The sequence below is a fragment of the Marinomonas sp. KMM3893 genome, assembly GCF_004352855.1.
Lineage (GTDB): Bacteria > Pseudomonadota > Gammaproteobacteria > Pseudomonadales > Marinomonadaceae > Marinomonas > Marinomonas arenicola.
Genome location: NZ_SJSC01000001.1, coordinates 436,237 through 462,040, shown reverse-complemented (window position 1 = coordinate 462,040; position 25,804 = coordinate 436,237). Strand labels below are relative to the sequence as shown.

Here is a 25,804-nt window from a genome sequence, read left to right as displayed (position 1 = left end):
TATTTTGTCCACATCGTTTATCCATTTACGTGTTCATACCGAGTTTTCTCTAGTTGATGGCTTGGTAAAAGTGAAAGGCTTATTGGGCACGACTGAAAGCATGTCGATGCCAGCTGTCGCGATCACAGATGAGAATAATTTGTGTGGCTTTGTGCGCTTCTATAAAGGCGCGATGGACAAAGGGATTAAGCCCATTTGTGGCGCGGATGTCGTGTTAGAAGAAGATGAGAAGGTTGAAGACCGTTCTCGTTTGACGCTGCTTGCGATGTCGAATGAAGGCTATAAGAATATCATCAAGGTGATTTCTAAAGGCTACCAATTGGGGCAGGTTGAAGGTCGTCCGATTATTAAGCGCGCTTGGATTGAAGCGCATAGCGACGATGTCATTGCCTTATCTGGTGCTCGTGAAGGTGATATTGGTAAGTTGCTAGAAAAAGGGCATCCAGAGGAAGCCAAGCAACAGTTGGCGTATTGGATGTCGGTTTTCCCTAACCGTTTCTATGTTGAGTTACAACGAACCAGTCGTTCAGGTGAAGAGCGCTTTATCCATCAGGTTGTCCCCATTGCCGCTGAACTAGGGTGTCCTGTTGTTGCGACCAACGATGTACGCTTTTTGAAACGTGGAGATTTTGAAGCCCATGAGGCACGAGTGTGTATTCATGATGGCGTTACTTTGGATGATCCACGTCGCAAACGTCGCTATTCAGAAGAGCAATACTTTAAAACCGCTGAAGAAATGGAAGCCCTGTTTGAAGACATTCCTGAGGCGCTTGAAAATACCGTTGAAATAGCCAAGCGCTGCAGTGTTGATGTGCTGCTTGGTAAATACTTTTTGCCAGATTTTCCGGTGCCTGAAGGCATGACGATGGAAGACTTTTTCAAAAAGATCTCCTACGACGGACTTCAAGAACGTTTTGATTTTCTGGTGAATAAATATGGCGATCGCATTGAAAAGCGCCGCCAAGAATATTGGGATCGTCTTGATTTCGAATTGAATATCATCAACCAAATGGGATTCCCTGGTTATTTCCTTATCGTTATGGATTTTATTCAGTGGGCGAAAGATAACGACATTCCCGTTGGGCCTGGGCGAGGGTCCGGTGCCGGTTCTTTGGTGGCCTACGCGCTTAAAATCACCGATTTGGATCCACTTGAATACGATTTGCTGTTCGAGCGATTCTTGAACCCGGAGCGTGTCTCCATGCCCGATTTCGATATCGACTTTTGCATGGATAACCGTGACCGAGTGATTGATTATGTATCAAGAACATACGGTCGAGATGCGGTATCGCAGATTATTACGTTTGGTGCGATGGCCGCGAAGGCGGTAGTACGAGATGTGGCACGGGTGCAAGGTAAACCCTATAGCCTTGGCGATAAACTGTCTAAGTTGATTCCTTTTGAAATTGGCATGACGCTAAAAAAAGCGTTGGAAGAAGAACCCGCGTTGCCTGAGTTTTTGGCTGGGGATGAGGACGCAGCAGAAGTCATGGAAATGGCTTTTTCCCTTGAAGGCGTTGTGCGTAACTTTGGTAAACACGCCGGTGGTGTGGTGATAGCGCCGACCAAATTGACCGATTTTTCGCCTTTGTATTGTGAAGAAGACGGTTCCGGTTTGGTGACTCAATACGATAAAAATGACGTTGAGGAAGCGGGCCTAGTTAAGTTCGACTTCTTGGGACTGAAAACGCTGACCGTAGTGGATTGGGCGGTTAAGAATATTAATCAGATCCATGAGGTTGCGGGTAAGCCTCCTCTCGATATTGCCTTAATCGATCTTGAAGATAAGTCCGTGTATGACTTGTTACAACGGGCGGAAACGACGGCGGTGTTCCAGCTGGAATCCCGTGGCATGAAAGAGTTGATCAAGAAGCTATTGCCATCGCGTTTTGAAGATATTATCGCCTTGGTAGCCTTGTTCCGTCCGGGGCCTTTGGGGTCCGGCATGGTAGATGACTTCATCAACCGTAAGCATGGCCGAGCCGAGTTGGCTTTCCCACATCCTGATTATCAACATGAAGACCTTATTCCGGTTCTGGAACCTACGTACGGTATTATTTTGTACCAAGAGCAGGTTATGCAGATCGCTCAGGTGTTGGCAAAATTCTCACTGGGTGGCGCCGATTTGTTGCGTCGAGCAATGGGTAAGAAAAAAGCCGAAGTTATGGCTGAGCAGCGCTTAATCTTTATGGAAGGCGCGCTGAAAAACAATGTTGATAAAGAGTTGTCGGGTAATATCTTTGACTTGATGGAGAAGTTTGCCGGCTATGGGTTTAACAAATCTCACTCGGCGGCTTATGCCTTGGTGTCTTACCAAACCGCTTGGTTGAAAAAACATTATCCTGCGCCCTTTATGGCTGCCGTGTTGTCGGCGGATATGCAAAACACGGACAAGATCGTTATTTTCATCGAAGAATGTCGTTCGATGAAATTGCCATTAGAATTGCCGAATGTGAATATGTCGGTTTATAAGTTTACCGTGACACCAGCCGGCGAGATTGTCTACGGTTTAGGGGCGATCAAAGGGGTGGGTGAAGGCCCGATTGAGGCGATTGTTGAGGCGCGTAAAGATGGGCCGTTTGAGCACATTTTTGACTTTTGCCAGCGGGTCGGTCGCAAGGTTAACAAGCGTGTAATGGAAGCGTTAGTGCGTTCAGGAGCGTTTGATACGATAGGGCCAAATCGAGCGACCTTGTTTGCTTCGATTGACGGCGCCTTGAAAAGAGCAGACCAAGCCGCAAAAAGTAAAGATGCAGGCATGATGGATCTGTTTGGTATTGCAGTTGAAGAACCAACGGAGAATGCCTACGATGAAATTGGTATTCAACACGAGTGGTCTGGACGTCAGCGTTTAGATGGTGAAAAAGACACATTGGGTCTTTATGTCACAGGTCACCCGATTGATGAATACGAAAAAGAAATTCGTCGTTTTGCGCGTTCTCGTATCGTTGATTTGCAGCCAAAGCGTGGCGATACACAGGTCATGGCGGGATTGATTGTTGATTTACGGATTACCAAAAGTAAAAAAGGTGGAAACATCGCTTTTGTGACTTTGGATGATCGTTCGGCGCGCATTGAGGTGACGGTATTCCCTGATAGCTACGAAGCCTTAAAAGGCGTCATTGTAAAAGATGAAGTCGTGGTGGTTGAAGGGGAAATCAATGTCGATGAGTTCCGAGGCGGGCAAAAGGTTATCGCGCGCAATATATTCGATATTCCTCAAGCTCGTGTTCGTTATGTCGAAGCTTTACGTATTACATGGAGTGAAGAAACAGTAACGACCAGAGCGATTCAAGAGCTGGCCAAATACATGGAACCATTTCGAGGGAACGGATGTGATGTAGTGATAGGGTTCGATACGGATCAAGCGCATGGAGATATTCGTTTAGGGTCAAATTGGAAGATTTTACCCAATGACGAATTAATTCATGAACTTCAGAAACAATACGGTAAACAAAATGTTCAGCTAGTGTATACTTAGCCTCATTTTATAATTTGTACAAAAGAGCGTTGCGAGAAGCGGCGCCGACAGAGCAGATGGCAAAATGTCTTTTGCCTTGTATTTGATGGCAACCAAACAGCAGTGTAATTAAACATGAATTTAGATTATCTCCCATTTGAGCAGCCGATTGCTGAACTCGAACAAAAAATTGAAGAGTTACGTTTAGTCGGTAACGATAACGAGCTCAATATTAGTGACGAAATTAGCCGCCTTGAAGACAAGAAAGTCGCGCTTATTAAAAGTCTTTTTAGTAATCTAGGTGCTTGGGAAGTGTCGCAACTTGCGCGCCACCCAAAGCGTCCGTACACGTTAGATTACATTAAACACGTTTTCACAGACTTTGAAGAAATGCATGGTGACCGTCATTACGCGGATGATCGTGCCATTGTCGGCGGTATCGCACGACTAGAAGGTCGCCCTGTGATGGTTATTGGTCACCAAAAAGGTCGTGAAGTAAAAGAAAAAGTGCTTCGCAACTTTGGTATGCCGCGTCCAGAAGGTTACCGTAAAGCGTTGCGTTTAATGGAAACGGCAGAGCGCTTTAAGTTGCCAATTATTACGCTAATTGACACACCTGGGGCGTACCCAGGTATAGGTGCAGAAGAACGTGGTCAAAGTGAGGCGATTGCCTTTAACCTTGCGGCCATGTCTCGTCTTAAAACACCGATTATCTCTACCGTTATTGGTGAAGGTGGTTCTGGTGGTGCATTGGCCATTGGCGTGTGTGATGAACTTATGATGCTGCAATACGGCACCTATTCTGTTATTTCTCCAGAAGGCTGTGCTTCTATTCTTTGGAAGAGTGCTGAGCGCGCTTCTGATGCCGCGAAAGCGATGGGCATCACAGCGGATCGTCTAAAAGAACTTGGTTTTGTTGATACTATCATCAAGGAGCCAATGGGCGGTGCACACATTGCTCACGAGCAAATTGCACAAAGCTTAAAAGAAAACGTATTGGCTGCGTTGGCGCGTTTGGATGAATTAACAAGCGAAGAGCTGCTGGCTCGACGTTACAACCGTCTAATGTCTTACGGTTTATAATCGTTTAACGCCTTACGGCTTATAATAGTCATACCGGTTATCAAAGGCCTCCTATTTTTTAGGGGGCTTTTTTGTTTATAGATAAGGCTGCTCCGGTATAGTATTCCCTTCATACCTATATAAGAGATGACTTTAATTTCGATTATGCCTGCTTATTCTTCATTACCACCGATTTTATCGACTCACCCGTTGAGCTTTCACCCTGACTGGATTCGCGCTTTATTTGAGGGTGATGGCCTAATTTGGGTCGGATTCAGTGGCGGTGTTGATTCTCATGTCTTGCTCCATGCGTTGGCGATCGCCTTGAATGCGGAACAAAAAGAAAAGTTAGTGGCGATACATGTGCATCACGGCTTGAGTGCGAATGCAGAGGATTGGCTGAATCATTGCGAGGCTATTTGCCAAGGGTTAAATGTGCGGTTTGTGGCGAAGCGAGTGGTGCTCGGCGAGCAGGCGTCAATAGAAGACGCGGCACGAAAAGCCCGCTACGCGGCTTTTGAAGAAGAGCTTAATCCGGCCGACGTTTTTCTCATGGCACATCATGCAGGAGATCAAGCTGAGACAGTGTTGTTTCGCTTATTGCGAGGGACGGGTGGCAAAGGTCTGTCTGGTATCCCCGCAGTGCGTTCATTAGGTCAAGCGACGCTAATACGGCCACTTTTGGCCACTCCCAAAGCTTGCATAGTGGCGTACGCTAAAGAACATGGCTTGTATTGGGTGGAAGACGAATCCAACGACGATGAAAGATTTACACGAAACTTTATTCGTCATCGAATACTCCCCACATTAGAAATACGCTTCCCTAAAATGGAGCAAAGCATAGGCTTGACTGCGCAACGGGTGGCAACAGACTACAGTATGCTTGCCGAGTTTGCGGCAAAGCAATTGGTCGACTGGTGTGATGCATTTGGTGGTTTAATACTGCAACACCTAACAGCCATGCCAGAAGAAAAACGCTTGTTTTGGTTGCGTCATTTTTTACAAGAGAAACGAGTGTCATTGACACATACCCAGTTAGAAAGTGTTGCGGCTATGGTGTTTGGGGACGATCATAAGCAACCAGAATTTTGTTTCGCATCAGGACGTATTATGCGCCATCAAGGTGTTGTTTATGTGTTGCCAAAAGAGCGTCCTGTGCAGCTTGGGGAATTGATTTCAGGGGTGCCGTTAACACGCGATTTTGATCAGTTATTGGTTGAAGGTCGTGGGTGCTTTTCCCTACGTGAACGCCCCCAAGGTGCCGCCCTTTTGCTGGCTAATGGTCATCGGCGAAAACTCAAGAAATGGCTTAATGATCAGAAGGTGCCAAGCTGGTGGCGAGAGCATTTACCTTATCTCTATTTGGACGATGAGCTGATTGCAATTGGTTCATTATGGCGTCACCCTAGTTACCTTGATATAAAGTTTGATTGGCGCGCAAACGAAACGCTGCCTTTTCCTTTAGGTTAACCCTCTGCAGAATGAGAAAATGATGAAAATTGCGATATTAGACGATTATCAAAATGTCATAAAAGACCTGGCATGTATGTCTTTATTACAGGCTCATGACGTGACTATCATCAGTGATATTTTAAGCCAAGAAGAAAAAATACGAGCCCTTCAAGACATTGAGGCCGTGGTGCTGATTCGAGAGAGAACCACGGTCGATGAGGCTTTTTTGGCCGCTTTGCCCAAGCTTAAAGTGATCAGCCAGACTGGCAAAATCAGTCATCACCTGGACGCGGAGGCCTGTCAGAAAAGAGGCGTTACCGTGTTAGAAGGTGTTGGTTCTCCAGTGGCGCCTTCAGAGCTTTGTTGGGCGCTTGTGATGGCGGCGTCACGCCATATTGTTCCTTATGCCAGTCAGCTCGGTGCAGGACAATGGCAATCCTCAGGCTCGTTAGGGTTGGGGCGAACGCTTGAGGGTTTAACATTTGGTATCTGGGGTTTTGGTAAAATTGGTCAGCGGGTCGCTCGCTATGCCAACGCCTTTGGTATGAAGGTGCTGGTGTGGGGCAGTGATGCCTCTCGTCAAAAAGCGCTAGCAGAAGGGTATACAGCAGCGTCCTCTAAAGCGATGTTTTTTGCGCAAAGTGATGTTTTGTCGCTGCATTTAAGGTTGCATGACAGCACCAGAGGCATAGTGACAAAAGACGATTTAGGGCAAATGAAACAAGACGCCTTGTTGGTTAATATCAGTCGAGCTGAATTGCTGGAACAAGGGGCATTAGTCGAGGCTTTGCGTGCCGGTGCTCCTGGGTTTGCAGCCATTGATGTGTTTGAGCAAGAGCCTGTGATGGCTAACTCTGAGCCTTTATTGTCCTTGCCCAATGTCTTGGCGACGCCACACATTGGTTATGTGGAGAAAAACAGCTACGAGCTTTATTGTCGAGTCGCGTTTGAAAATCTAGTCGCGTACGCTGCTGAGTAAACGTCATTGCGCCCGAGTCTTTAATAGGGCGCAGTAGCGCGTTAGTTTTGTATTTTTTAGCGTCTGTTTGCGGTGTTTTGGCATCGCTTTATGAGGCAGTATAAGGTGAGGTACGATGTTACAAACCATCTCTTTTGCAGGGTTAGAGTTTAGCCCATTGGTTATTCTTCTTCCTATCGCCTTTTGTTTGGTGGCGTGCACTCGGTTTATTTTGCATTGGCTTCATCTTCGAGAACGAATCTGGAAAGTCGCTTGGTTTGAGGTGGCTTTGTTCTTTTGTTATTTGGCGGCAACGGTTTATTTATTGGGTGGAAGATAAGGTTTATGATGAAAACAGTGCGCGTGCTTATAACGTTGTTGGTGATTTTGGTGGCCGGAGTCGCAGGGTCTTGGGTTTGGAATGATTACATGCATTCACCTTGGACACGAGATGGCCGAGTTCGAGCGGATATTATCACTGTGGCACCAGATGTGTCGGGGTGGGTAACTAAGCTTAATATTCATAATGACCAGCCAGTTAAAAAAGACCAGTTGCTGTTTGAAGTAGACCCATTGCGTTATCAAGCGGCGTTAGCCAAAAGTGAAGCGACGGTTGAAACAGAAAAGTACGCGCTGGCGTTAGCGAAACACAAATACGAGCGCCGTAAGCAGTTGGTCAAAACGAACTCAATTAGCTTAGAAGATTTAGAAGTGGCTCGGATTAATACCAAGGTGGCAGAAGCCAATTATAAATTGGCACAAGCAGAGCTTGAAACCGCCAAATTGAATCTTGAAAGAACGGCCGTTTATGCTCCCGAATCTGGCGATATTATTAATTTGAATTTACGCCAAGGCAATTATGTTAAACAGGGTTCGTCTGTACTGGCCATTGTAAAAGCCAATTCTTTTTATGTGACTGGGTATTTTGAAGAGACCAAATTGCCTTTAATTCACCTTGGTCAAAAAGCAAAGGTGACCTTGTTAGGTGGGGGTAAGGCGCTCGCCGGTGAGGTTGTTAGTGTAGGGCGAGCGATTGCTAATACCAACACACAAAGCAACAATCAATTACTTCCTCAGATCCAGCAAACCTTTAACTGGGTACGGTTGGCGCAGCGTATCCCTGTGGATATTAAGCTTGATTCGATTCCTCAAGGCGTTCAACTCAGTGCCGGTATGACAGTCTCTATTCATCTGTCTGAACAGTAGGCCATAGCATGGGCGTTGTTTTTCGAGCTCTATTCTTGCCTGAGCGTTATGCGGTTATCTTTGCGCTAAAAGGTGTGATTGCGATGGCAATGGCGTTGACCATTGCCATGTATCTTAATCTTGATAGACCTTATTGGGCGTTGATTTCAGCGGTTTTTCTACAGATGCGTCCAGAAGGCGGTTTGGTGATTGAAAAAGCCGTCTGCCAAATCGCCGGCACGCTTGTGGGGGGCGTCGTTGGTATTGTGATCTTGAGTTATTTCATGCCGTACCCCTATTTGGCGATTGGCATTGTCACCTTGTGGCTTGGAATTAACTCCGCTTTGTCAGCCATGGTTAGACAGGCGAATTTTATTTATGGCTTTGCGATGGCGGGAGTCACCGCAGAAATCATCGTGTTATTGGTGATGGTGTCTCCGACCACTGCAGACAGCCAGGCCGTATTTAACGTGGCGCAAGCGCGAGTGAGTGAAATTGTATTGGGCTCGATTTGTGCGGCTGTGGTTAGTCACCTTTTTTGGCCGGTGAAGGTGAGGCACAGTTTGCAGGCGCAATCGCGCTCTGTGATTAACCAAACGCTGAGTTATTTGGTGGCCGAATTAGACCCCGCCGGGTCCCATGAAAAGCGTCACCAGCACATTGATAGCATCATGCAAACGTTGAGTTTGGTAAGTGATGATTCGAGCGCTGTGTCTTATGAGGGGCCAGAAGGGCCTGGGAGAGCGCGAGCGGCGAATCAAATCAGCCATAAAATCTTGTCCTTGCTGGCGGTGATACAAATCTTTGGTCGTTTGCAGCGCCAGCATCCAGAAATGATAACCCCCGCCCTGAGTGAGTTGTTAGATCAACTGAGAGCGGCGTTTACCGCTATTGCTGACTCGAATGATTTTGATGATTGCTATGAGCAAGTAAGGGCGTTACGTAAGACGATTTTAGAGCTTCGTCAGCAGCCTAATAATGATCGACCGTTTGAAGCAAGAATGCTGACGGTAGGCTTGGATTTGACCGCTGATTTGACGGTTCTGCTGCGTGCGTTCCGTGCTCTTGAAAGTCGTGATAGCAGCTTGCTCAAAGCGCCTAGTGCTCATACCCATAGAGATCCTTTGGTTGGTCTGGTGACAGGCGTAAGAACCGGTGTGATCTTCTTGGTGGGCGCTTTTATCTGGATCAATACTGGGGCCAGTGCGGCCTTAATGATTATGATTTTGCCCGCTATTTTCTCCATCATGTTAGCGCGTTTACCGCGGATGATTCTGAGAGTTGTCTTGCAGCGTATTTTGATTGGCGTGCTGGTTGCTGTGCCCGTGGCTATTTTTTATGCGCTGAATCTCTTGGCGCAAAGTTCTGGGCAGCTGGAAGTGTTGTTGCTGGTGCTGGCGGCGCCGTATTTTATTGGTTTATTGGCTTTAGCCAAACGTGAAACATTGCCTTATGGGTTGGGCTTTTGTATTCCATTTAGTATTTTAGTGCGTCCGAGTATGGACATGTCTCTGGCGTTTTCTGTGGATTATACCTTAAGCTCCGCGATGGCCATCTTTGTGGGTGTGTGCATATTGTATTGGGTATTTGAGCTTATTGAGGGGCCAAGTAACCAGCTGTTGGTGCGTCGATTGTTTAAAGCGACGACCGCAGATTTGGCAGAATTAAAGAGCAAAGATAACCCCAGCGATTGGTTTAATTGCAGGATGGAAGATCGTTTGTTGCGGCTGATTAATTACGATCAACGTTCAACGACTCGGGTTGTAACTGACTTAGGGTTAACTGGGCTAAACCTTGGTCATGTCTCGATTAAATTACACTCCTTGTGCGAAGGCATTGCGGGTGGGAATTTAAAGGCTGTGGATGCGTGGCAAGCGGCGTTAGCTAAGACGTTTATGTTGGCCACCAAAGGGCAGATGACAGAGGAGTTTGAAAACGCCTGTAGCCTTGTCCATAGCGAGCTTGTTGAACGAGTAGGAAATACCCCTCAGACAGAGATGATTCAAGGGATGTTTCAACGCATAAGCCTCTCTTTGAAGCGCAGTGCAGCGATTGTCGCCGAGGAGAAAGGGTAAGACCGCGCGCATTGTTTGCTGGGTTTAATTTTCCTCGACTCTGTCGCTGTGCTGACATTACACCGTTAAATACCAGTCGGCGCCAGATTTGCTGGCGAGCACTGTGTGAGCGTTGAGAGAATCGCTTTGCTGAATTCTCGCCATCGCTTGTTCATGGGTAAAGCCCCATGCTTTCATATGTCGTTTGGCGAGTTGTTCAATGGCAAGTTCTAGTGGGGTGTCCAAAAACCAGTGCTGATCAAGTAAATCAGCGCATCCTTGCCAACCGTCTTTATCGTGCAGCAGGTAGAGTCCTTCAATAAGGATGATCTTTGCTTCTTTGGGGATCCGTATGTCATTGTCAACGGGGTCCCCTAGCTGATGATCAAAACTTGGCCATCTGGTATCTTGTTGTTGATACAGCGCTTTTAGAGTGCGCGTTTTGTTCATAAACGCAGCGCAGTCAAACGTCCAAGGTGCGCCCCGTTTGGCGAAGGCTTCGGTGGCATTTGGCCATTGTTTTAGGGTTTGTTTTGGAAAATGAAAACCGTCCATAGATAGGCAGACCACTTGGTTAGGGTGTAACTCCTCCATTCTTGCGCTTAAATAGGTAGCAAGCGTGCTTTTGCCTGAGCCAGGGCCTCCTGTTAAACCAATAAGAGAGCGCGTAGGTTTTGTTAATAAAGCCTCAAGTTTTTTGATAGCTTGCTCTACATCGCTTGAGTAAGCATATAAGTTATGAAGTTGTTCTGGGCTCATGGTGTGCTCCTAATGGGTAACCTTGTAGGAAGTATAGTGTCAACTTCGGTGTAAAAGTCTGAATTGATTGTTGCTGTCACTTTCGTCAATGTAAACCTTGCCGATGTCTTTTTTAGGTCCGTATGCCGCAATGAATGTTTAGCAATAAAGTAAATAAAGAACATTGACGGAAGACAGTGAATGTTCTGATTTTGTTTGACTCGTATTGTTAATAAAGTCGTTTAAGATGGTGCTTTATCTAACAATACGCAATGAAAGTCTTGTAAAAAGGCTTTCTGGGGGATGTATGATTGCCGTTGTTGTAGGAAGTCGAACGAGAGAGACTCAGGATATCATCCGAGTCGTTTTTCATGCTAAAGAGGGTGTTTTGCCGCCCTATGAGGCAGGAGCACACATTGATGTTCGTTTGCCCAGTGGGCTAATTCGACAGTATTCGCTTTGTCGCTTACAGGACGATCCTCGGTGTTATGAAGTGGCTGTGTTTAAGGCGCATTCATCAAAAGGTGGTTCTGAGGAGATGCATCGACTTAATGTTGGCGAAACGCTGATGATAAGTGCCCCTAAGAACCATTTTCGGTTAGCGACAACCCCGGCAAAATCATTGCTTATTGCGGGTGGTATTGGGGTGGCTCCCTTGATTGCCATGGCGCAGCAGTTAGAGCAAATGATGAAGCCTTTTGAATTTCATTATTGCGCTCGCACCCCAGATGCTGCGGCCTTTGTGGCTTGGCTAAAAGCCGCTTCGTTTGCCGATAAGGTGCATTTTCATTTTAGTCAGGTGCCAACCTCTGGGCGTATGGATATCTTGAATGTGTTGTCTCAGCAGGCTATTAGCACGGAACTCTACTTGTGTGGTCCGACTGATTTTATTCAGCAGTTAGAGTGGCAGGCGCAAACGCTTGGTTGGTCGCAGGAGCGTTTACACAAAGAGTACTTCTCTGGGTTATCGCCGGTCTCTAAAGAGGACTCGAATACTCGCTTTACGCTTAAGATTCACAGCACGGGCGAGGAGTTTGACGTGCCGCCGGAGCAAACCATTACTCAAGTCTTAGACGCCAATGGAATTTATCTTCCCGTGTCGTGCGAAGAGGGCGTTTGTGGTACTTGTCAAACAAAGGTATGCCATGGTGTGCCAGATCACAGGGATTTGTTTCTCAGTGAGAAAGAGAAGGCGGCTGGTGGTCTTATTATGCCCTGTTGCTCGCGTTCAAAAACGTCTTTGCTCGAACTTGACCTCTAAGTGCTCTGTTTACAAGGTGTTTTCGAATTGCTGGGGCTATTTTCATTTTACCGAGTATAAAACAGGTACGTTTTACATTGAGTGGAATGCCTTGCGATGTTATCATTTTCTCCCGTCCTGAAGGTGTATTAATATGCGCCATCAAATCTCATTTTCTCATTCTTTAAGGCGGGTTAAACACTCATGGCGACACGATATATTTTCGTCACAGGCGGCGTGGTTTCATCACTTGGTAAAGGCTTAGCGGCAGCCTCTTTGGCGGCTATTCTTGAATCTCGTGGACTGAAAGTCACCATGCTAAAATTGGATCCATACATCAACGTGGATCCTGGCACCATGAGTCCTTTCCAGCACGGTGAAGTGTTTGTCACTGAAGACGGCGCTGAAACCGATCTAGACCTTGGTCATTATGAACGCTTTATCTCCACTAAAATGGGTAAGCGTAATAACTTCACCACAGGTCGTATTTATCAACATGTTCTGAAAAAAGAACGTCGTGGTGAATACCTAGGCGGTACTGTTCAAGTTATCCCTCATATCACAGATGAAATCAAACGCCGCGTTATTGCTGGCGCTCAAGGTGCTGATATAGCATTGGTTGAGATTGGTGGAACCGTGGGTGATATTGAGTCTCAACCTTTCCTAGAAGCGGTACGTCAAATGAAAGTGGAAGTCGGTTCACACCGTGCTTTGTTCATGCATTTGACCTTGGTTCCTTACATCCGCACAGCGGGTGAAACCAAAACTAAGCCAACCCAACACTCTGTGAAAGAGTTGCGTTCTATTGGTATCCAGCCTGATATTCTTGTTTGTCGTTCTGAAGTGACTATCGAAGCGCCTGAACGCAAGAAAATTTCTTTGTTCACCAACGTAGAAGAGCGTGCGGTTATTTCATTACCGGATGCTGATACTATCTACCGTATTCCACAAATGCTGAATGACCAAGGTTTGGATAACTTGATCGTAGAGCGTTTCAACCTTGATTGCGATATGCCTGACCTGAGTATTTGGAACAAGGTTACGCAAGCCAAATTGAACCCTGAAAAACAGATCAATATCGCCATGGTTGGTAAATACATGGAGTTGTTGGACGCTTATAAATCCTTGATCGAAGCAATGGATCACGCCGGCATTCATGCGCGTACTAAAGTGAAGTTGCACTACATCGATTCGGAAAGCATCGAAGAAAACGGCACCGAAGTACTAAAAGGAATGGATGCGATTCTTGTTCCTGGTGGTTTTGGTGAGCGTGGTGTTGAAGGTAAAATCACCACAGCACAATACGCCCGTGAAAACAAAGTACCTTACCTAGGCATTTGTTTAGGGATGCAGGTTGCGGTTATCGAGTTTGCTCGAAATGTAGCGAACTTGTCTGGTGCACACAGTACAGAATTTAATTTAAAAGCAGAGAACCCAGTTGTTGGTCTGATTACAGAATGGACGAACACAGAGGGTTCCAAAGAAATCCGGTCAGAGGAATCTGATCTAGGTGGCACGATGCGCCTAGGCGCTCAAAATTGTAATTTAACAGCGGGCACGAAAGCATTTGAAGCTTACGGAGAAGCGGTTATTACCGAGCGTCATCGCCATCGTTATGAAGTAAATAACTTCTATTTGGATGCGTTAGAAGAAGCTGGCTTGACGATCTCTGGTCGATCAGAAGACAATTCTTTGGTTGAAATGGTAGAAATTGCCGATCATCCTTGGTTTGTGGCTTGTCAATTCCATCCAGAATTTACGTCTACACCTAGATATGGACACGGCCTGTTCAGTGCATTTGTTCACGCAGCATTGAAGCATGCAGGTAAAGAAAAATAATTAGCACAAGCATAATCGTTTGTGATTTTTCATTTATTTTAAGAGGTTTGTTATGAGTCAGATCGTTGATATTAAAGCCAGAGAAGTTTTAGATTCTCGTGGTAATCCTACTGTTGAAGCCGATGTTGTGTTGGCGGATGGTTCTGTAGGCTCAGCGTGTGCACCGTCTGGTGCCTCTACCGGTTCTCGTGAAGCTTTAGAATTACGTGACGGCGATAAAAGTCGTTATTTGGGCAAGGGTGTTCTTAAAGCCGTTGCCGCTGTTAATGGTCCAATCCGTGACGCTTTGATCGGCAAAGACGCGCTTGCGCAAGCCGAACTTGATCAAATCATGATTGACCTTGATGGTACGGAAAACAAATCTACCTTTGGTGCTAACGCTATTTTGGCTGTGTCTTTGGCGGCGGCGAAAGCGGCGGCAATTTCTAAGAAAGTGCCATTATATGCCCACATTGCTGACATCAATGGCACATCAGGCGTTTACTCTATGCCGGTGCCTATGATGAACATCATCAATGGTGGTGAGCATGCAGATAACAACGTTGATATTCAAGAGTTTATGATTCAGCCTGTTGGCGCGCCAAACTTCCGTGAAGCTCTACGTTACGGTGCTGAAATCTTCCATGCTTTGAAGAAAGTATTGAGCGATCGTGGTCTAAGCACTGCGGTAGGGGATGAAGGTGGTTTCGCGCCTGACCTAGCATCGAACGCAGAAGCGTTAGCGGTTATTAAAGAAGCGGTTGCGGCGGCTGGCTATGAGCTTGGTAAAGATATTACGCTAGCGATGGATTGTGCCGCCTCTGAGTTTTACGACAAAGAAGCAAACATCTACGATCTGAAAGGCGAAGGTAAGAAATTCACTTCAGAAGAGTTTAACGTTTTCTTAGAAGACCTGACTAAGCAGTACCCAATCGTATCGATTGAAGATGGCCTTGATGAGTCTGATTGGGAAGGTTTTGCACACCAAACTAAATTGTTGGGTGATAAAATCCAATTGGTTGGTGATGACTTGTTCGTAACCAATACTAAGATTTTGAAACGCGGCATCGATGAAGGTATTGCGAACTCAATCCTAATCAAATTCAACCAAATTGGTTCTTTGACGGAAACGTTAGCGGCCATCAAGATGGCAAAAGACGCTGGTTTTACCGTGGTTATCTCTCACCGCTCTGGTGAAACAGAAGATGCGACCATTGCAGATCTTGCTGTGGGTACGGCGGCTGGACAGATTAAAACAGGCTCTTTATGCCGTTCTGACCGTGTTGCTAAGTACAACCAATTGCTTCGTATTGAAGAGCAGTTAGGTGGAAAAGCCCCATACAAGGGTCTTTCTGAGATCAAAGGTCAGGCATAATTTGTTCTGATTTGAAAAAGGGAGAACATTGTTCTCCCTTTTTTTATTTTTTTTTATTCGATTTCCTTTGATAATAGAGGATTGTGAATAGATAGGCTGAGGGCATTATGCCGCGATTGATACTGTTTCTGTTTGGTTGTGCGATTTGCTATCAGGGTTACCACCTTTATTATGGTGAGCAGGGCATAAAACGACAGGAAGAATTGGCCAAGCAAATTGAATATCAAGAACGCGTTAATCAACGACTTAAACATCGTAATCAAGCGCTAAGAGCGCAAGTGGGCGACCTTCGTCAAGGTGAAGAGGCGGTGGAAGAGCACATTCGAACCGAGCTTCAATACATTAAAGACGGCGAAGTTTTTTATCGGATAGTAGAAAAATGACACAACCTCTTTGGGTTATTATTCCTGCCGCTGGCGTTGGTCAGCGAATGAATGCGGGATTTCCTAAACAATACCTTTCGTTAGCTGGCGACACGATTTTAGACCGTACCATCGCAATTTTCATTGATCATCCTCTGATTGCCGGCATCCTTGTTGGCTTAGGAGCTGATGACGAATATTGGCAAGATTCAAAATGGTTAAACCACCGTCAAGTTTCTACTTTTGTGGGCGGTGACACACGCAGTGATACGGTGCAAAAAGGCTTACGTTTTTTGCATGAGCAACATCTGGTTGGCAGTCAGTCAGTCTTGGTGCATGATGCTGCTCGTCCATTATTAACCGCGACAGCATTAGAGCGAATCGTAGAAAATACCCATCCACAGGGGGCTATTTTAGCCATTCCTGCGCGCGATACCGTGAAGCGTCAAACGGACGCTGGTAAGGTTCACAGTACCTTGGACCGTAATCATATTTGGCTTGCACAAACACCGCAAAAATTTCCTGCTGATGCCTTATATGACGCATTAAAAAAAGCCAGTCAGCACGCGGTAGAAATTACCGATGAATGTTCTGCGATGGAGTTTGTAGGCTGGAACCCTGATCTTGTGGTCGGTGAGAGCAGCAATATCAAGGTGACTTTACCGGAAGATTTATTGATCGCAGAAGCGCTTTTTTCTCAACTACACTAATTATCAAATGGGAGACTTTATCATGGTACCGTTTCGTATCGGTCATGGTTTTGATGTACATAAATTCGGTGAAGGGGATCATATTGTTCTCGGTGGTGAGCGTATCCCTTACTCCCAAGGCTTAATCGCTCATTCAGACGGTGATGTGGTGCTGCATGCGTTAACAGACGCTTTGTTAGGCGCTGCGGCGCTGGGTGATATTGGTACCCATTTCCCGGACACAGACCCAGCCTTTGCAGGGGCCGATAGCCGAATATTATTAAAGCGTGCTTACCAAGAAATTCAAAATTTGGGTTTCTTAGTGGGAAATGTGGATGTCACTATTATTGCGCAAGCGCCGAAAATGCGTCCTTATATTGATCTGATGCGAGCCAACATCGCCGCTGATTTAGAGGTCGAAATAGGGCAGGTGAATGTGAAGGCCACCACGACGGAAAAACTGGGCTTTACCGGCCGTAAAGAAGGGATTGCCGTTGAGGCTGTCGCGTTGATAGTTAAGCAGGATAAGTGATGAATACCGAATGGCGATATGCTTGGTCAAAGCCTGCGATTACGGGTGATTTAAAAACCACAGTGCAGGATTTTTATGTTGAAGAAGTGCTGGGTTTTGAGCCGGATGAGCAAGGCGAATTTTGCTTTGTTTTCATTGAAAAACAAGGTGTTAATACAGACTTCTTGGCAAAGCGTTTGGCACAAATTGCTGGCATAGCCCCTAACAAGGTGACTTACAGTGGCGTAAAAGATCGTCATGCTTGTACCAGACAGTGGTTTTGTTTGCATGTATTGAACCAAACCCCTGACCTTAGCAGTATTCAGGAAGCGTTTCGTGAACCAGAAAGTGTTCGGGTAATTCGTCAGACGCGTCATTCTAAAAAATTGCGCACAGGCAGTCATATTGCTAACCGTTTTGTGCTGAGATTGCGAGAGCTTGATGGCGATTTAGATGAGTTACAAAGTCGCCTTGAGTTAATTAAGCTCGGCGGTGTGCCCAATTATTATGGTCCACAGCGCTTCGGTATAAACGGCAATAACTTGCATAATGGCAAAGGGTTTGTGCTCAAAGGCAGGCAAGGTCGCAACAAACTGGCGAAGACAGAGTCCTTTTGGTTATCGGCGATTCGCTCTTGGTGTTTCAATGAGGCACTGAGTCAGCAAGTTGAGTCAGGTATGTGGGCGCGTCTTTGCGACGGGGATATTGCTCAATATCAGGCAAGAGATGAGCAGTTTCGTGTTAAGGATATGACCGCAGACCTGCATCTTACAGCCATGCGAGGCGGCGTCCATCCTGTGCTGCCATTGATCTGTGAAGGTTGGGAAGCGGGCACTGGCCCACAGCGTGAGCAAGCAATCAAAGCAAGTTTGTCAGGCAATATGGAATTGGTTGACGGCTTGATTAATTTTGGTTTGTCTCGAGAGAGTCGCCTAGCGCGTTTAATGCCCATGGATATGGCCTGGGAATTGCTACAAGGGCCTAATGAGAAGGCGCAGCTTATCGTGGAGTTCTCTTTGTCTAAAGGGTGCTTTGCGACCAGTATATTGCGTGAAATGATAGATTTTAGAGACAAATCAGTAGAGAAACACCATGAGAATATTGATCGCGAATGACGATGGAATTGATGCTTTAGGCATCCAGACATTGGCGCTGAACTTAGCGGCTAACTACGATGTCTTGGTGGTCGCTCCGGATCGAAATCGCAGTGGTGCGAGTAACTCTCTCACCTTAACCAGGCCGCTTCAACCGACCAAAGTATCTGAAAACAGTTATCGAGTGGATGGCACGCCAACCGACTGCGTTAATTTGGCTCTCTCTGGTGTGATTGCAGGGCAGGTTGATCTAGTGGTGTCTGGTATTAACCATGGTGCAAACTTGGGTGATGATGTGATCTACTCAGGCACAGTCGCAGCCGCGATGGAAGCGCGTCACCTTGGTCGCCCCGCATTGGCGGTTTCTTTGGTGGGGGATACTTATTTTGAGACGGCTGCAAAAGTGGTGCAGCAGCTTATTGAAGATTCTCCTCGCCTTGCCTTAGCGCCCGGCATCTTGTTGAACATTAATGTGCCAGACGTGCCCTATGAACAGCTTAAGGGGATAAAGGTGACGCGTCTTGGTTATCGCCAGCGAGCACAAGAAGCGATCAGCGCCCAACACCCAAAAGGAGTGCCCAGTTTTTGGATTGGTGCCTTGTCTGAACCTCACGATGCGTCACCAGGAACAGACTTTCATGCCGTTGAGGAAGGGTATGTGTCTATTACGCCGATTCATACAGACATGACCTGTCATGAAGCGAAAAAGCCACTAGAAGATTGGGTTGTTTCATTGACGTTATGAGCCCATACGATCTGAATTGGTTGGTGAAACACACAGAACCTAGAACTGCACAGATGGTGGCTCAATTAAAAGAGCAGGGAATTCACCACTTAGAATTGCTGGCAGTAATGGGCGGTCTTGCGCGCCATGACTTTGTTGAACCTGCTTTTTCTCACCTTGCCTATTCCGCCACACCGTTACCTATTGGTCGAAACCAAACGATTAGCCAGCCTTTAACCGTTGCGCGGATGACGCAGTGGTTGTTGGACTATGCTCGCCGTGGCCGAGTATTGGAAATAGGAACAGGGTCTGGTTATCAAACGGCCATTCTGGCTCACTTTTTTAATAAGGTGCATACCATTGAGCGACAAGAGTCGCTTTATCGCTTGGCGAAAGAGCGATTGGCTAAGATGTCCGTTCATAATGTGGAATTTCATTTTGGTGATGGCCAGGCGGGTTGGCCACAAAAAATCGACATGGATGCCGTTATTATTACCGCTATGGCGAGTAAGGTACCGATTGCGTTAACGGATTGCCTGAAAGAAAACGGCATACTTATTATGCCGATAGATACGCCTGTATCATGTATTGGGTGTTGGCAAAAGAAAGGTCAGCATTGGAAATGTTTAGGAACAGCGCCTGCGCACTTTGTTCCCTTATTAGAAGGTAAAGAATATGCCTAATTGGCTAAAAGTGTATTTGGGTGGTGTAATGATGGGGGCTGCCGATGTCGTCCCGGGTGTGTCTGGTGGTACTATCGCTTTTATCTTAGGTCTATACGATCGCTTACTTCATGCTTTAAGTGGGGTGAATAAAAGCAGTCTCATGTTGCTTTGTAAGGGGGACTTGAAAGGTTTATGGCGCCATTTTGATGGGCGCTTTTTATTGCCTTTGGGACTTGGCATATTAACCAGTATTTTTGCTATAGCTGGCCTGATTACTCATTTGTTGGCCACCTATCCAGCGTATTTGTGGAGTTTCTTTTTTGGGTTGATTTTGGCATCAGCGTATTTTTTGATTAGTCAGATAAAAGGCTTTTCAGTGCGCCATTTTTTATTCTTAGTCATAGGGATTTGTATCGGCGCGGCTGTTTCCTTGATCGTACCAACTCAGTTGAGTATTTCTTATACAATGATCTTTGTATCAGGCATGATTGCTATTTGTGCGATGATCTTACCGGGTATCTCAGGCAGCTTTTTGCTACTGATGCTAGGAATGTACGGTTTTATTATGGGCGCGGTGAAAAGTCTTGATCTAATGGTTATCGCCGTTTTTGCTGGTGGTGCCTTGATTGGGTTGCTAAGTTTTGCCAAAGTGCTTAATGCATTGCTTGAACATGCAAAGCAAACAACGCTTGCTGCATTAACCGGCATTATGTTGGGGGCGCTGGTTAAAGTTTGGCCTTGGAAGGTGACGGACACTTGGATCACAGTAGGGCATAAAAAATTGCCTTTAGAGGAACATTTGATACTGCCTTGGCAATCAATAAATTACCAAATAGGAAGTGATTTGCTGCTTCCGTTGTTCTTTGTTTTTGCTGGTTTGTTGAGTGTGCTTCTCATTTCTTACATTTCTTTACTAAAAGCAGACAAATAAATTTTTTGTTTTTCAGGTGACTTTTGAGGTAGTAGGTTATCAATAATTTTGCATTTAAAAAGACGTTGTCGTTATTTCCTTCATGGGGTCTTATGGTGGGAATTTTCGTCTGTCTTTTTATTTCAGGTTGTTCTTATCAGGTTATTAACTTCCCTAACAAAAACAGTCAATCCTATCGCTCTAATAATGCCAGTGTGTCTTCGGTCCCTGCTTCTGGATACCATCGTGTCAAACGTGGTGAAACCTTGTTCTCTATTGCGTTTGGATATGGTCTTGATTATCGAGAAGTGGCTAATTTAAACAAAATTCGTTCGCCATATACGATTTATCCGAAGCAAAAAATTTGGTTGAGAAAGAAAACTAATTCAGTATCTAAAAGAGTCAGTAGCGCTCCATCAAGGTCGACGAATAAAGCGCCTGTCGTGAAAAAATCAGCATCGGATATACAGCTTCAGAAGCGCAGTTCGCCACCTAAAGTTGTATCGAAATCGTCACCTGTGAACTCAGAAAAAGTCTCTTCTTGGCACTGGCCAATTGATGGCACCGTAGTGAAGGGGTTTTCAAGTGGTGGCGTTAGTAGTAAAGGTATAGACATTAAAGGGCAAAAAGGCAATTTAGTAAAAGCAGCGGCCAATGGAGTGGTCGTTTATGCAGGCAGTGGTCTGATTGGTTATGGCAACTTAGTAATCGTGAAACATAACGATGTGTACCTAAGCGCTTATGCATACAACGAAAGGATTTTGGTGAAGGAGCAGCAAACGGTTCGTGCAGGTGATGCATTGGCTGTAATAGGTGGAAAAGGTAGTGAGAAATCATTACTGCATTTTGAAGTTCGTCGTGATGGGCAACCAATAGATCCGCTAAAAGTACTCCCCCGGAAATAGAGCTCGGTAGGGGACAAGGAGGAAATATGAAAGCAATTGAAACGAATAATAGTGCGGCAAAACGAATTCCAGACACGTCCAATTATGATCAGGAAGTTGATAACAACGAATTAGTTGATTCAACCGATGAAGAATTTGAGTCCGCTGTTAGTGCCAGATACGCTAGTGAAGACAGTGGTAAAGTGTTAGATGTTACGCAGTTATATTTGAGTGAAATTGGTTTTTCCCCTTTGCTTTCTGCAGAGGAAGAAGTGTACTTCGCGAGGCTTTCATTAAAAGGTGATGAGAAAGCTCGCAAACGCATGATTGAAAGTAATTTGCGCTTAGTTGTGAAGATCTCACGTCGCTATTTGAACCGTGGCTTGTCCTTATTGGACCTAATTGAAGAAGGCAATTTGGGCTTGATTCGAGCGGTAGAAAAGTTTGATCCAGAGCGCGGTTTTCGATTTTCGACCTACGCCACATGGTGGATTCGACAAACCATTGAGCGGGCGATAATGAACCAAACTCGAACCATTCGTCTGCCAATTCATGTGGTTAAAGAGCTTAATGTTTACCTTCGAGCGGCTCGTGAGCTGACTCAAAAACTGGATCATGAACCCAGTGCAGAAGAAATTGCAGAGATGTTAGATCGTCCTGTAGAAGATGTTCAAAAAATGCTGGGCTTAAATGAACGGGTAAGCTCAATTGACTCTCCAGTAGGTGGGGAGAATAACGATAAAAGCTTAGTAGAGATTCTCGCGGATACTCATCATCAAGGGCCAGAGGAAGACCGTCAAGATGGCGATGTGCTTCACAGTATAGAAGGTTGGTTGAGCGAGCTTAATGAAAAGCAGTGTGAAGTCATTGCCAGACGTTTCGGGTTGCGTGGATATGAGCCAAGTACCCTTGAAGATGTTGGTGCTGAAATAGGTCTGACGCGTGAGCGTGTTCGACAAATTCAGGTAGAGGCCTTACGCAAGCTAAGAATTATGATGGATAAAGAAGGTCTTGCATTGGATGATGTAATTCGTTTCGATAGCTAATGTTTGATTGAAAAACAAAGCCAGTATAGGAGAAGTGTTCCGTCTAAAGACGCGCTTTTCTATACTGGCTTTGGTGTTTTTATAAAGAGTGTTTACTGCGAAAGTCCGTTTTGACGCATTTCGATAATCTTCTGTTTTACCTTCTCTTGGTGTTTTTCTGCCATGCCTTTTACTTCGTAAGCGAGTATTTCTTCCCCTTCGATGTCAATGATTTCAGGGAGGCCTGTGAAGACACGATTTTGGATGTCGTTTAGAGTGAAGATGGCGTCACTAATAACCAGTTTGTTGACGCTTTCTGAATGACTTAGTTGAGAGACTTCTTCTAGTAGTGTTTCGATTTTTTGGGTGTCGAACTCATTGTTTTGCATCATCTCTGTTATTTCCGGACCGCCGTTATGCAGGCCTAGATGAAAATCAAGCGCTGGCGTGTCTTGGTACAAATCATTCTCTAAAAGTTCTTCCATGAGTCCTAGGAAGAGCTGAGCCGTGCTTATGGCGTTAATGTATAAATTGTCTTTGCTGGTTTGAGCGCTGAAGAAAATGACCACAGAGTCATTATCATATTGATGAACCTGTCCCATGAAGGTTTCACTGGCTTGGAAAATGGCTCGGTAGATGGGGGTTAACAAGTTGGCTACTTGCAGTTGTGTCATCTCGTTGTGCCAATTGTCGAGGTTAAGAATGTCAAAATAGAGCAGGCAACTGCGCTTGTTTGATTCTTCAAGGATTTTATCAAAATCCATTTCAAGTTGGGTTTTGGCTGGTATTTCAACGTCAACCGGCACAGCAGCAGGAACCTCTTCCACTTTAGGCCAATCTAATGTTTGTACGTCTTGAATGGCTTGGCACAGGTTTCGACCCTCTTTGAACGATGGCGTTGGTAGCGGGCTGTCTTGATGGCCTTTTGCCAGTGCATTAAGTGCGTCAGTCGCTTCATTGATAGGGGAAAAAAGCCAGCGTGTTAGCAGTATGACGAGCAATAATGCGATGGCACAAATAAAGATAGAAACACCAATGAGTAAATTGTTCAGGTGCTTAAGTGTGGTCTGTGTTGGGGTTCTGTCTAGTGTTATGAGTACGTGCCCAACGATCTCATCGCGAAAGCGTATGCTGGAACTGTATACCCGGTGTTTGTCTGAAGGTCTTAAGTCGATGTCTTTAGACACATCGGAATTTCCGCTATCGGCTTCTGCCAACAATTCGTCTTTTTTATTGTAGACGCGCGCACTCAGAATATTGTCGTCTACGACCAGTCGATTAAGCAGAACATTTAGGCTTAATAAATCGTTGGTTAGGATCGACTGGGTTGCATTGAATGCCGCTTGGGTGGCTAAGCTGCTTCCCAACACTTCGGTCTGTTGGTTTAAATAGTTCCCTAAGGCCTGTGTCATGGTAAACCAAATAAGACAGACTGTAATCGCCATCAGAGACATGAACGCCGTGATAATAATGGCAGAGGCCGTCAGCTTTTTCTTAAGGAAAAGCGTTAATGCGTTGGTTTTGATGTTCGTCTCCATTTACGTCCTTCAAACTTACCAATAAAAACAATCGCTAAAGTATACACAGGGTATCGTTGTTTTTCTTGGTTCTTTAAAGTGCAAGCAATACTTAGTTTCTATTGGGCTATTTGGTATAGTAGCGTGATTACTGTATTAGGAGCTTTTATGTCTGCCAGCATCACTTTAATGGGGTCTTTTCAACCATCTTATCTGAGTCAATTCGAGTCTTGGTTAGATGATCATCATCTTATCGGAACGTTTCAGACACTAACAGATGAGCTAGATGCTTACGCTGTGGTTCGAGTCGCGCTTGAACAGGCGGTTTCCAATGACCAATTAGCCTCCATGAAGAAGGCATTGCTGGCTCTTTCTGATGACACCAAAATCGACCATATTTATCAATCTAAAACGCCTTGTCTTGATCAAAAAGGGGTGGCGGTATTTGATATGGATTCGACATTGATTAAAGCAGAAGTGATGGATGAGCTTGCGGTGGAAGCGGGCATAGGTGAAAAAATCGCCGCCATCACCGCCAGTGCTATGCGCGGTGAAATTGATTTTGTTGAGAGCTTTGTACAGCGACTGTCATTACTTGATGGCCTTAGTAGCGATGTAATGGATGGTGTCTACCAACGTATTGTTCATATGGATGGCATTGAACGGTTAATGAAGGTGTTGCATCACTTTGGTTGGCACACTGCTATACTGTCTGGTGGTTTTACGTATTTTGCAGATCGAGTTCAAAGCCAGTACGGGATATCGGAAGTGCACGCGAATGTGCTTGAAATTAAGTCAGGGCAGCTAACGGGTAAGCATTTAGGGCCGATTGTCGATGCTGAACGTAAGCAGCTTTTGTTGGCTAATATTGTCGACAATACAGGGGTTGATTGGTCCCAAACGATCGCTTGTGGCGATGGTGCCAATGACTTGCTTATGCTGAATAAAGCGGCTCTGGGCGTAGCGTTGCACGCAAAGCCTTTGGTTAGAGAGCAGGCGCCATGCCCCATGAATAATTTAGGGTTGGATGGCATTTTATACTTATTAGGCGCTTCTTCTGCGCAAATACGTGACACCCTCGCTTAGCTTGAAAGTGGCGATGCGTCGTTGAATCTATTGACTGGAGTGGTCACTTGTCAGAAATAAGACTGTCGGATATCGACTTAAACTTACTGTATATTTTTCGTGTATTGATCGAAGAATTAAATGTGACCAAGGCCGCGGCTCGACTTGATGTCTCTCAGCCTGCGGTCAGCCGCTCGCTGTCAAGACTGAGGGATATCTTTGATGATCCCTTGTTCGTTCGAACGTCTCACGGTTTGTCGCCTACCACCAAAACACAATCATTGACGCCCTTGTTAATTGATATGTTAAAAGGGTTGGAAAGCCTGATTCAGCCAAGTGAATTTAAGCCTTTAACGAGCCAGCGTCGGTTTGTCTTATCGACCACAGATTTTGGTACCTTAACCGTATTGCCAAAGATGTTGGATCGTTTTCAGCAGGCTGCTCCGAATGCCATTTTGGATGTGAAAGCATGGGATGAAGAAACTGCGAACGAGTTGGACCATATGGATGTGGATTTAGCCGTAGCGGTATTGTCGAAAGAGCCTCCTGGTGGCATTCGCGCGATGCGCTTAAAAAGTGATTGCATGGTGTGTCTTGCTCGCAAAGATCACCCTAAGATCCAAGGCAATCTAACATTAGAAGCCTATTTGCAATCGAATCATGTGCAGGTGGTGTTGGGGCGTCGGGCGTATTTTGCAGTCGATAAAGAGCTGGATCGGTTAGGGCATAAGCGGCATGTCACTGTGCAACTTCCGACATTCGTTCCAGCCGCAAGAGTGGTTATGGACAGTGATTTATTGCTGACTGTGCCACGCCTTTTTGCAGAAGACATGGTGGCAACCGCGTCGGGGTTGGCGCTTTATGAGCTGCCTTTTGCTAGTCGCTCGTTTGATTATTCAATGATTTGGCACGAGCGTTTTCAGCATGATCCGGCTCACCAATGGTTTCGAGGGCTATTAAGACACGCCTTTATTGAAGAAGGTGAATAAAAACGTGTCTTACTGGTTAGGTCGTAT

The 25,804-nt window shown here is 45.6% G+C and carries 23 protein-coding genes; 21 read left to right on the top strand and 2 right to left on the bottom strand.

Translation table 11 applies throughout. The annotated features are described in order from the left end of the window. Window positions 1–4 precede the first annotated feature (4 nt). The 7 genes from dnaE to E0D71_RS02060 all read left to right on the top strand — a co-directional run bounded on the left by dnaE (window position 5) and on the right by E0D71_RS02060 (window position 10,192). Complete coding sequence (gene dnaE, locus E0D71_RS02090; protein WP_133001636.1) at window positions 5–3,481, top strand: DNA polymerase III subunit alpha; 3,477 nt, start codon at window positions 5–7, stop codon at window positions 3,479–3,481. A 114-nt stretch (window positions 3,482–3,595) separates the two neighbouring features. Next, window positions 3,596–4,543, top strand: a complete 948-nt coding sequence (accA, locus tag E0D71_RS02085; protein WP_133001635.1) for an acetyl-CoA carboxylase carboxyl transferase subunit alpha — start codon at window positions 3,596–3,598, stop codon at window positions 4,541–4,543. A gap of 144 nt (window positions 4,544–4,687) precedes the next feature. Next, entirely contained in the window at window positions 4,688–5,992 is a 1,305-nt protein-coding gene (gene tilS, locus E0D71_RS02080; protein WP_133002101.1) for a tRNA lysidine(34) synthetase TilS, read from the top strand. Window positions 5,993–6,014: 22 nt separating this feature from the next. After that, window positions 6,015–6,953: a D-2-hydroxyacid dehydrogenase family protein gene (locus tag E0D71_RS02075; protein WP_133001634.1), complete on the top strand. Its 939-nt coding sequence runs from the start codon at window positions 6,015–6,017 to the stop codon at window positions 6,951–6,953. Between the two features lie 115 nt (window positions 6,954–7,068). Beyond that, entirely contained in the window at window positions 7,069–7,272 is a 204-nt protein-coding gene (locus E0D71_RS02070; protein ID WP_133001633.1) for a DUF1656 domain-containing protein, read from the top strand. A 5-nt stretch (window positions 7,273–7,277) separates the two neighbouring features. Next, complete coding sequence (locus tag E0D71_RS02065; protein WP_133001632.1) at window positions 7,278–8,138, top strand: HlyD family secretion protein; 861 nt, start codon at window positions 7,278–7,280, stop codon at window positions 8,136–8,138. An 8-nt stretch (window positions 8,139–8,146) separates the two neighbouring features. Beyond that, window positions 8,147–10,192, top strand: a complete 2,046-nt coding sequence (locus E0D71_RS02060) for an FUSC family protein (RefSeq protein WP_133001631.1) — start codon at window positions 8,147–8,149, stop codon at window positions 10,190–10,192. Between the two features lie 57 nt (window positions 10,193–10,249). Here E0D71_RS02060 and E0D71_RS02055 read toward each other — a convergent pair whose 3' ends face one another. Beyond that, window positions 10,250–10,930, bottom strand: coding sequence for a hypothetical protein (locus E0D71_RS02055; protein WP_133001630.1), 681 nt, complete (start codon window positions 10,928–10,930; stop codon window positions 10,250–10,252). Window positions 10,931–11,216: 286 nt separating this feature from the next. On the opposite strand from E0D71_RS02055, the gene E0D71_RS02050 reads away from it, so the two are divergent. The 12 genes from E0D71_RS02050 to rpoS all read left to right on the top strand — a co-directional run bounded on the left by E0D71_RS02050 (window position 11,217) and on the right by rpoS (window position 22,227). Next, window positions 11,217–12,170 carry a PDR/VanB family oxidoreductase gene (locus tag E0D71_RS02050; protein WP_133001629.1) on the top strand — a complete coding sequence of 318 codons (954 nt, stop codon included), beginning with the start codon at window positions 11,217–11,219 and terminating at the stop codon, window positions 12,168–12,170. 183 nt (window positions 12,171–12,353) lie between these two features. Next, window positions 12,354–13,988, top strand: coding sequence for a CTP synthase (locus tag E0D71_RS02045; RefSeq protein ID WP_133001628.1), 1,635 nt, complete (start codon window positions 12,354–12,356; stop codon window positions 13,986–13,988). A 52-nt stretch (window positions 13,989–14,040) separates the two neighbouring features. Beyond that, entirely contained in the window at window positions 14,041–15,342 is a 1,302-nt protein-coding gene (gene eno, locus E0D71_RS02040; RefSeq protein ID WP_133001627.1) for a phosphopyruvate hydratase, read from the top strand. Window positions 15,343–15,449: 107 nt separating this feature from the next. Next, complete coding sequence (locus E0D71_RS02035; RefSeq protein ID WP_133001626.1) at window positions 15,450–15,725, top strand: septum formation initiator family protein; 276 nt, start codon at window positions 15,450–15,452, stop codon at window positions 15,723–15,725. Continuing rightward, window positions 15,722–16,414, top strand: coding sequence for a 2-C-methyl-D-erythritol 4-phosphate cytidylyltransferase (gene ispD / locus E0D71_RS02030; RefSeq protein WP_133001625.1), 693 nt, complete (start codon window positions 15,722–15,724; stop codon window positions 16,412–16,414). The genes E0D71_RS02035 and ispD overlap by 4 nt, the downstream gene beginning before the upstream one ends. 22 nt (window positions 16,415–16,436) lie before the next feature. Then, entirely contained in the window at window positions 16,437–16,925 is a 489-nt protein-coding gene (gene ispF / locus E0D71_RS02025) for a 2-C-methyl-D-erythritol 2,4-cyclodiphosphate synthase (protein ID WP_133001624.1), read from the top strand. Continuing rightward, window positions 16,925–18,019: a tRNA pseudouridine(13) synthase TruD gene (locus E0D71_RS02020; protein ID WP_133001623.1), complete on the top strand. Its 1,095-nt coding sequence runs from the start codon at window positions 16,925–16,927 to the stop codon at window positions 18,017–18,019. Before ispF ends, E0D71_RS02020 begins: the two co-directional genes overlap by 1 nt. Continuing rightward, window positions 17,997–18,743: a 5'/3'-nucleotidase SurE gene (gene surE / locus E0D71_RS02015; protein ID WP_133001622.1), complete on the top strand. Its 747-nt coding sequence runs from the start codon at window positions 17,997–17,999 to the stop codon at window positions 18,741–18,743. Before E0D71_RS02020 ends, surE begins: the two co-directional genes overlap by 23 nt. Further along, window positions 18,740–19,405 (top strand): protein-L-isoaspartate(D-aspartate) O-methyltransferase, encoded by a 666-nt coding sequence (locus tag E0D71_RS02010; protein ID WP_133001621.1) that lies wholly within the window; start codon window positions 18,740–18,742, stop codon window positions 19,403–19,405. The genes surE and E0D71_RS02010 overlap by 4 nt, the downstream gene beginning before the upstream one ends. After that, window positions 19,398–20,318, top strand: coding sequence for a DUF368 domain-containing protein (locus E0D71_RS02005; protein ID WP_133001620.1), 921 nt, complete (start codon window positions 19,398–19,400; stop codon window positions 20,316–20,318). The genes E0D71_RS02010 and E0D71_RS02005 overlap by 8 nt, the downstream gene beginning before the upstream one ends. Before the next feature lie 92 nt (window positions 20,319–20,410). Continuing rightward, complete coding sequence (locus E0D71_RS02000) at window positions 20,411–21,202, top strand: peptidoglycan DD-metalloendopeptidase family protein (protein ID WP_133001619.1); 792 nt, start codon at window positions 20,411–20,413, stop codon at window positions 21,200–21,202. 26 nt (window positions 21,203–21,228) lie between these two features. Beyond that, a complete protein-coding gene (gene rpoS, locus E0D71_RS01995) occupies window positions 21,229–22,227 on the top strand; it encodes an RNA polymerase sigma factor RpoS (RefSeq protein WP_133001618.1) in 999 nt (332 codons plus the stop codon). Between the two features lie 92 nt (window positions 22,228–22,319). Here rpoS and E0D71_RS01990 read toward each other — a convergent pair whose 3' ends face one another. Continuing rightward, entirely contained in the window at window positions 22,320–23,744 is a 1,425-nt protein-coding gene (locus E0D71_RS01990; protein ID WP_133001617.1) for an AhpA/YtjB family protein, read from the bottom strand. A 147-nt stretch (window positions 23,745–23,891) separates the two neighbouring features. On the opposite strand from E0D71_RS01990, the gene serB reads away from it, so the two are divergent. Both serB and E0D71_RS01980 read left to right on the top strand, forming a co-directional pair. Next, entirely contained in the window at window positions 23,892–24,809 is a 918-nt protein-coding gene (serB, locus tag E0D71_RS01985; protein ID WP_133001616.1) for a phosphoserine phosphatase SerB, read from the top strand. Window positions 24,810–24,856: 47 nt separating this feature from the next. Continuing rightward, window positions 24,857–25,777, top strand: a complete 921-nt coding sequence (locus E0D71_RS01980; protein ID WP_133001615.1) for a LysR family transcriptional regulator — start codon at window positions 24,857–24,859, stop codon at window positions 25,775–25,777. Window positions 25,778–25,804: the final 27 nt, after the last annotated feature.

Bases quoted from the DNA above. Each gene is read 5' to 3' on its own strand.
- surE (WP_133001622.1), top strand. From the start codon at position 17,997: ATGAGAATATTGATCGCGAATGACGATGGAATTGATGCTTTAGGCATC.
- tilS (WP_133002101.1), top strand. From the start codon at position 4,688: ATGCCTGCTTATTCTTCATTACCACCGATTTTATCGACTCACCCGTTG.
- E0D71_RS02005 (WP_133001620.1), top strand. From the start codon at position 19,398: ATGCCTAATTGGCTAAAAGTGTATTTGGGTGGTGTAATGATGGGGGCT.
- E0D71_RS02000 (WP_133001619.1), top strand. From the start codon at position 20,411: ATGGTGGGAATTTTCGTCTGTCTTTTTATTTCAGGTTGTTCTTATCAG.
- E0D71_RS02010 (WP_133001621.1), top strand. From the start codon at position 18,740: ATGAGCCCATACGATCTGAATTGGTTGGTGAAACACACAGAACCTAGA.
- ispD (WP_133001625.1), top strand. From the start codon at position 15,722: ATGACACAACCTCTTTGGGTTATTATTCCTGCCGCTGGCGTTGGTCAG.
- serB (WP_133001616.1), top strand. From the start codon at position 23,892: ATGTCTGCCAGCATCACTTTAATGGGGTCTTTTCAACCATCTTATCTG.
- E0D71_RS02050 (WP_133001629.1), top strand. From the start codon at position 11,217: ATGATTGCCGTTGTTGTAGGAAGTCGAACGAGAGAGACTCAGGATATC.
- E0D71_RS02065 (WP_133001632.1), top strand. From the start codon at position 7,278: ATGATGAAAACAGTGCGCGTGCTTATAACGTTGTTGGTGATTTTGGTG.
- E0D71_RS02060 (WP_133001631.1), top strand. From the start codon at position 8,147: ATGGGCGTTGTTTTTCGAGCTCTATTCTTGCCTGAGCGTTATGCGGTT.
- ispF (WP_133001624.1), top strand. From the start codon at position 16,437: ATGGTACCGTTTCGTATCGGTCATGGTTTTGATGTACATAAATTCGGT.
- accA (WP_133001635.1), top strand. From the start codon at position 3,596: ATGAATTTAGATTATCTCCCATTTGAGCAGCCGATTGCTGAACTCGAA.
- eno (WP_133001627.1), top strand. From the start codon at position 14,041: ATGAGTCAGATCGTTGATATTAAAGCCAGAGAAGTTTTAGATTCTCGT.
- E0D71_RS02070 (WP_133001633.1), top strand. From the start codon at position 7,069: ATGTTACAAACCATCTCTTTTGCAGGGTTAGAGTTTAGCCCATTGGTT.
- E0D71_RS02020 (WP_133001623.1), top strand. From the start codon at position 16,925: ATGAATACCGAATGGCGATATGCTTGGTCAAAGCCTGCGATTACGGGT.
- E0D71_RS02035 (WP_133001626.1), top strand. From the start codon at position 15,450: ATGCCGCGATTGATACTGTTTCTGTTTGGTTGTGCGATTTGCTATCAG.
- E0D71_RS02075 (WP_133001634.1), top strand. From the start codon at position 6,015: ATGAAAATTGCGATATTAGACGATTATCAAAATGTCATAAAAGACCTG.
- rpoS (WP_133001618.1), top strand. From the start codon at position 21,229: ATGAAAGCAATTGAAACGAATAATAGTGCGGCAAAACGAATTCCAGAC.
- E0D71_RS02055 (WP_133001630.1), bottom strand. From the start codon at position 10,930: ATGAGCCCAGAACAACTTCATAACTTATATGCTTACTCAAGCGATGTA.
- E0D71_RS01990 (WP_133001617.1), bottom strand. From the start codon at position 23,744: ATGGAGACGAACATCAAAACCAACGCATTAACGCTTTTCCTTAAGAAA.
- E0D71_RS02045 (WP_133001628.1), top strand. From the start codon at position 12,354: ATGGCGACACGATATATTTTCGTCACAGGCGGCGTGGTTTCATCACTT.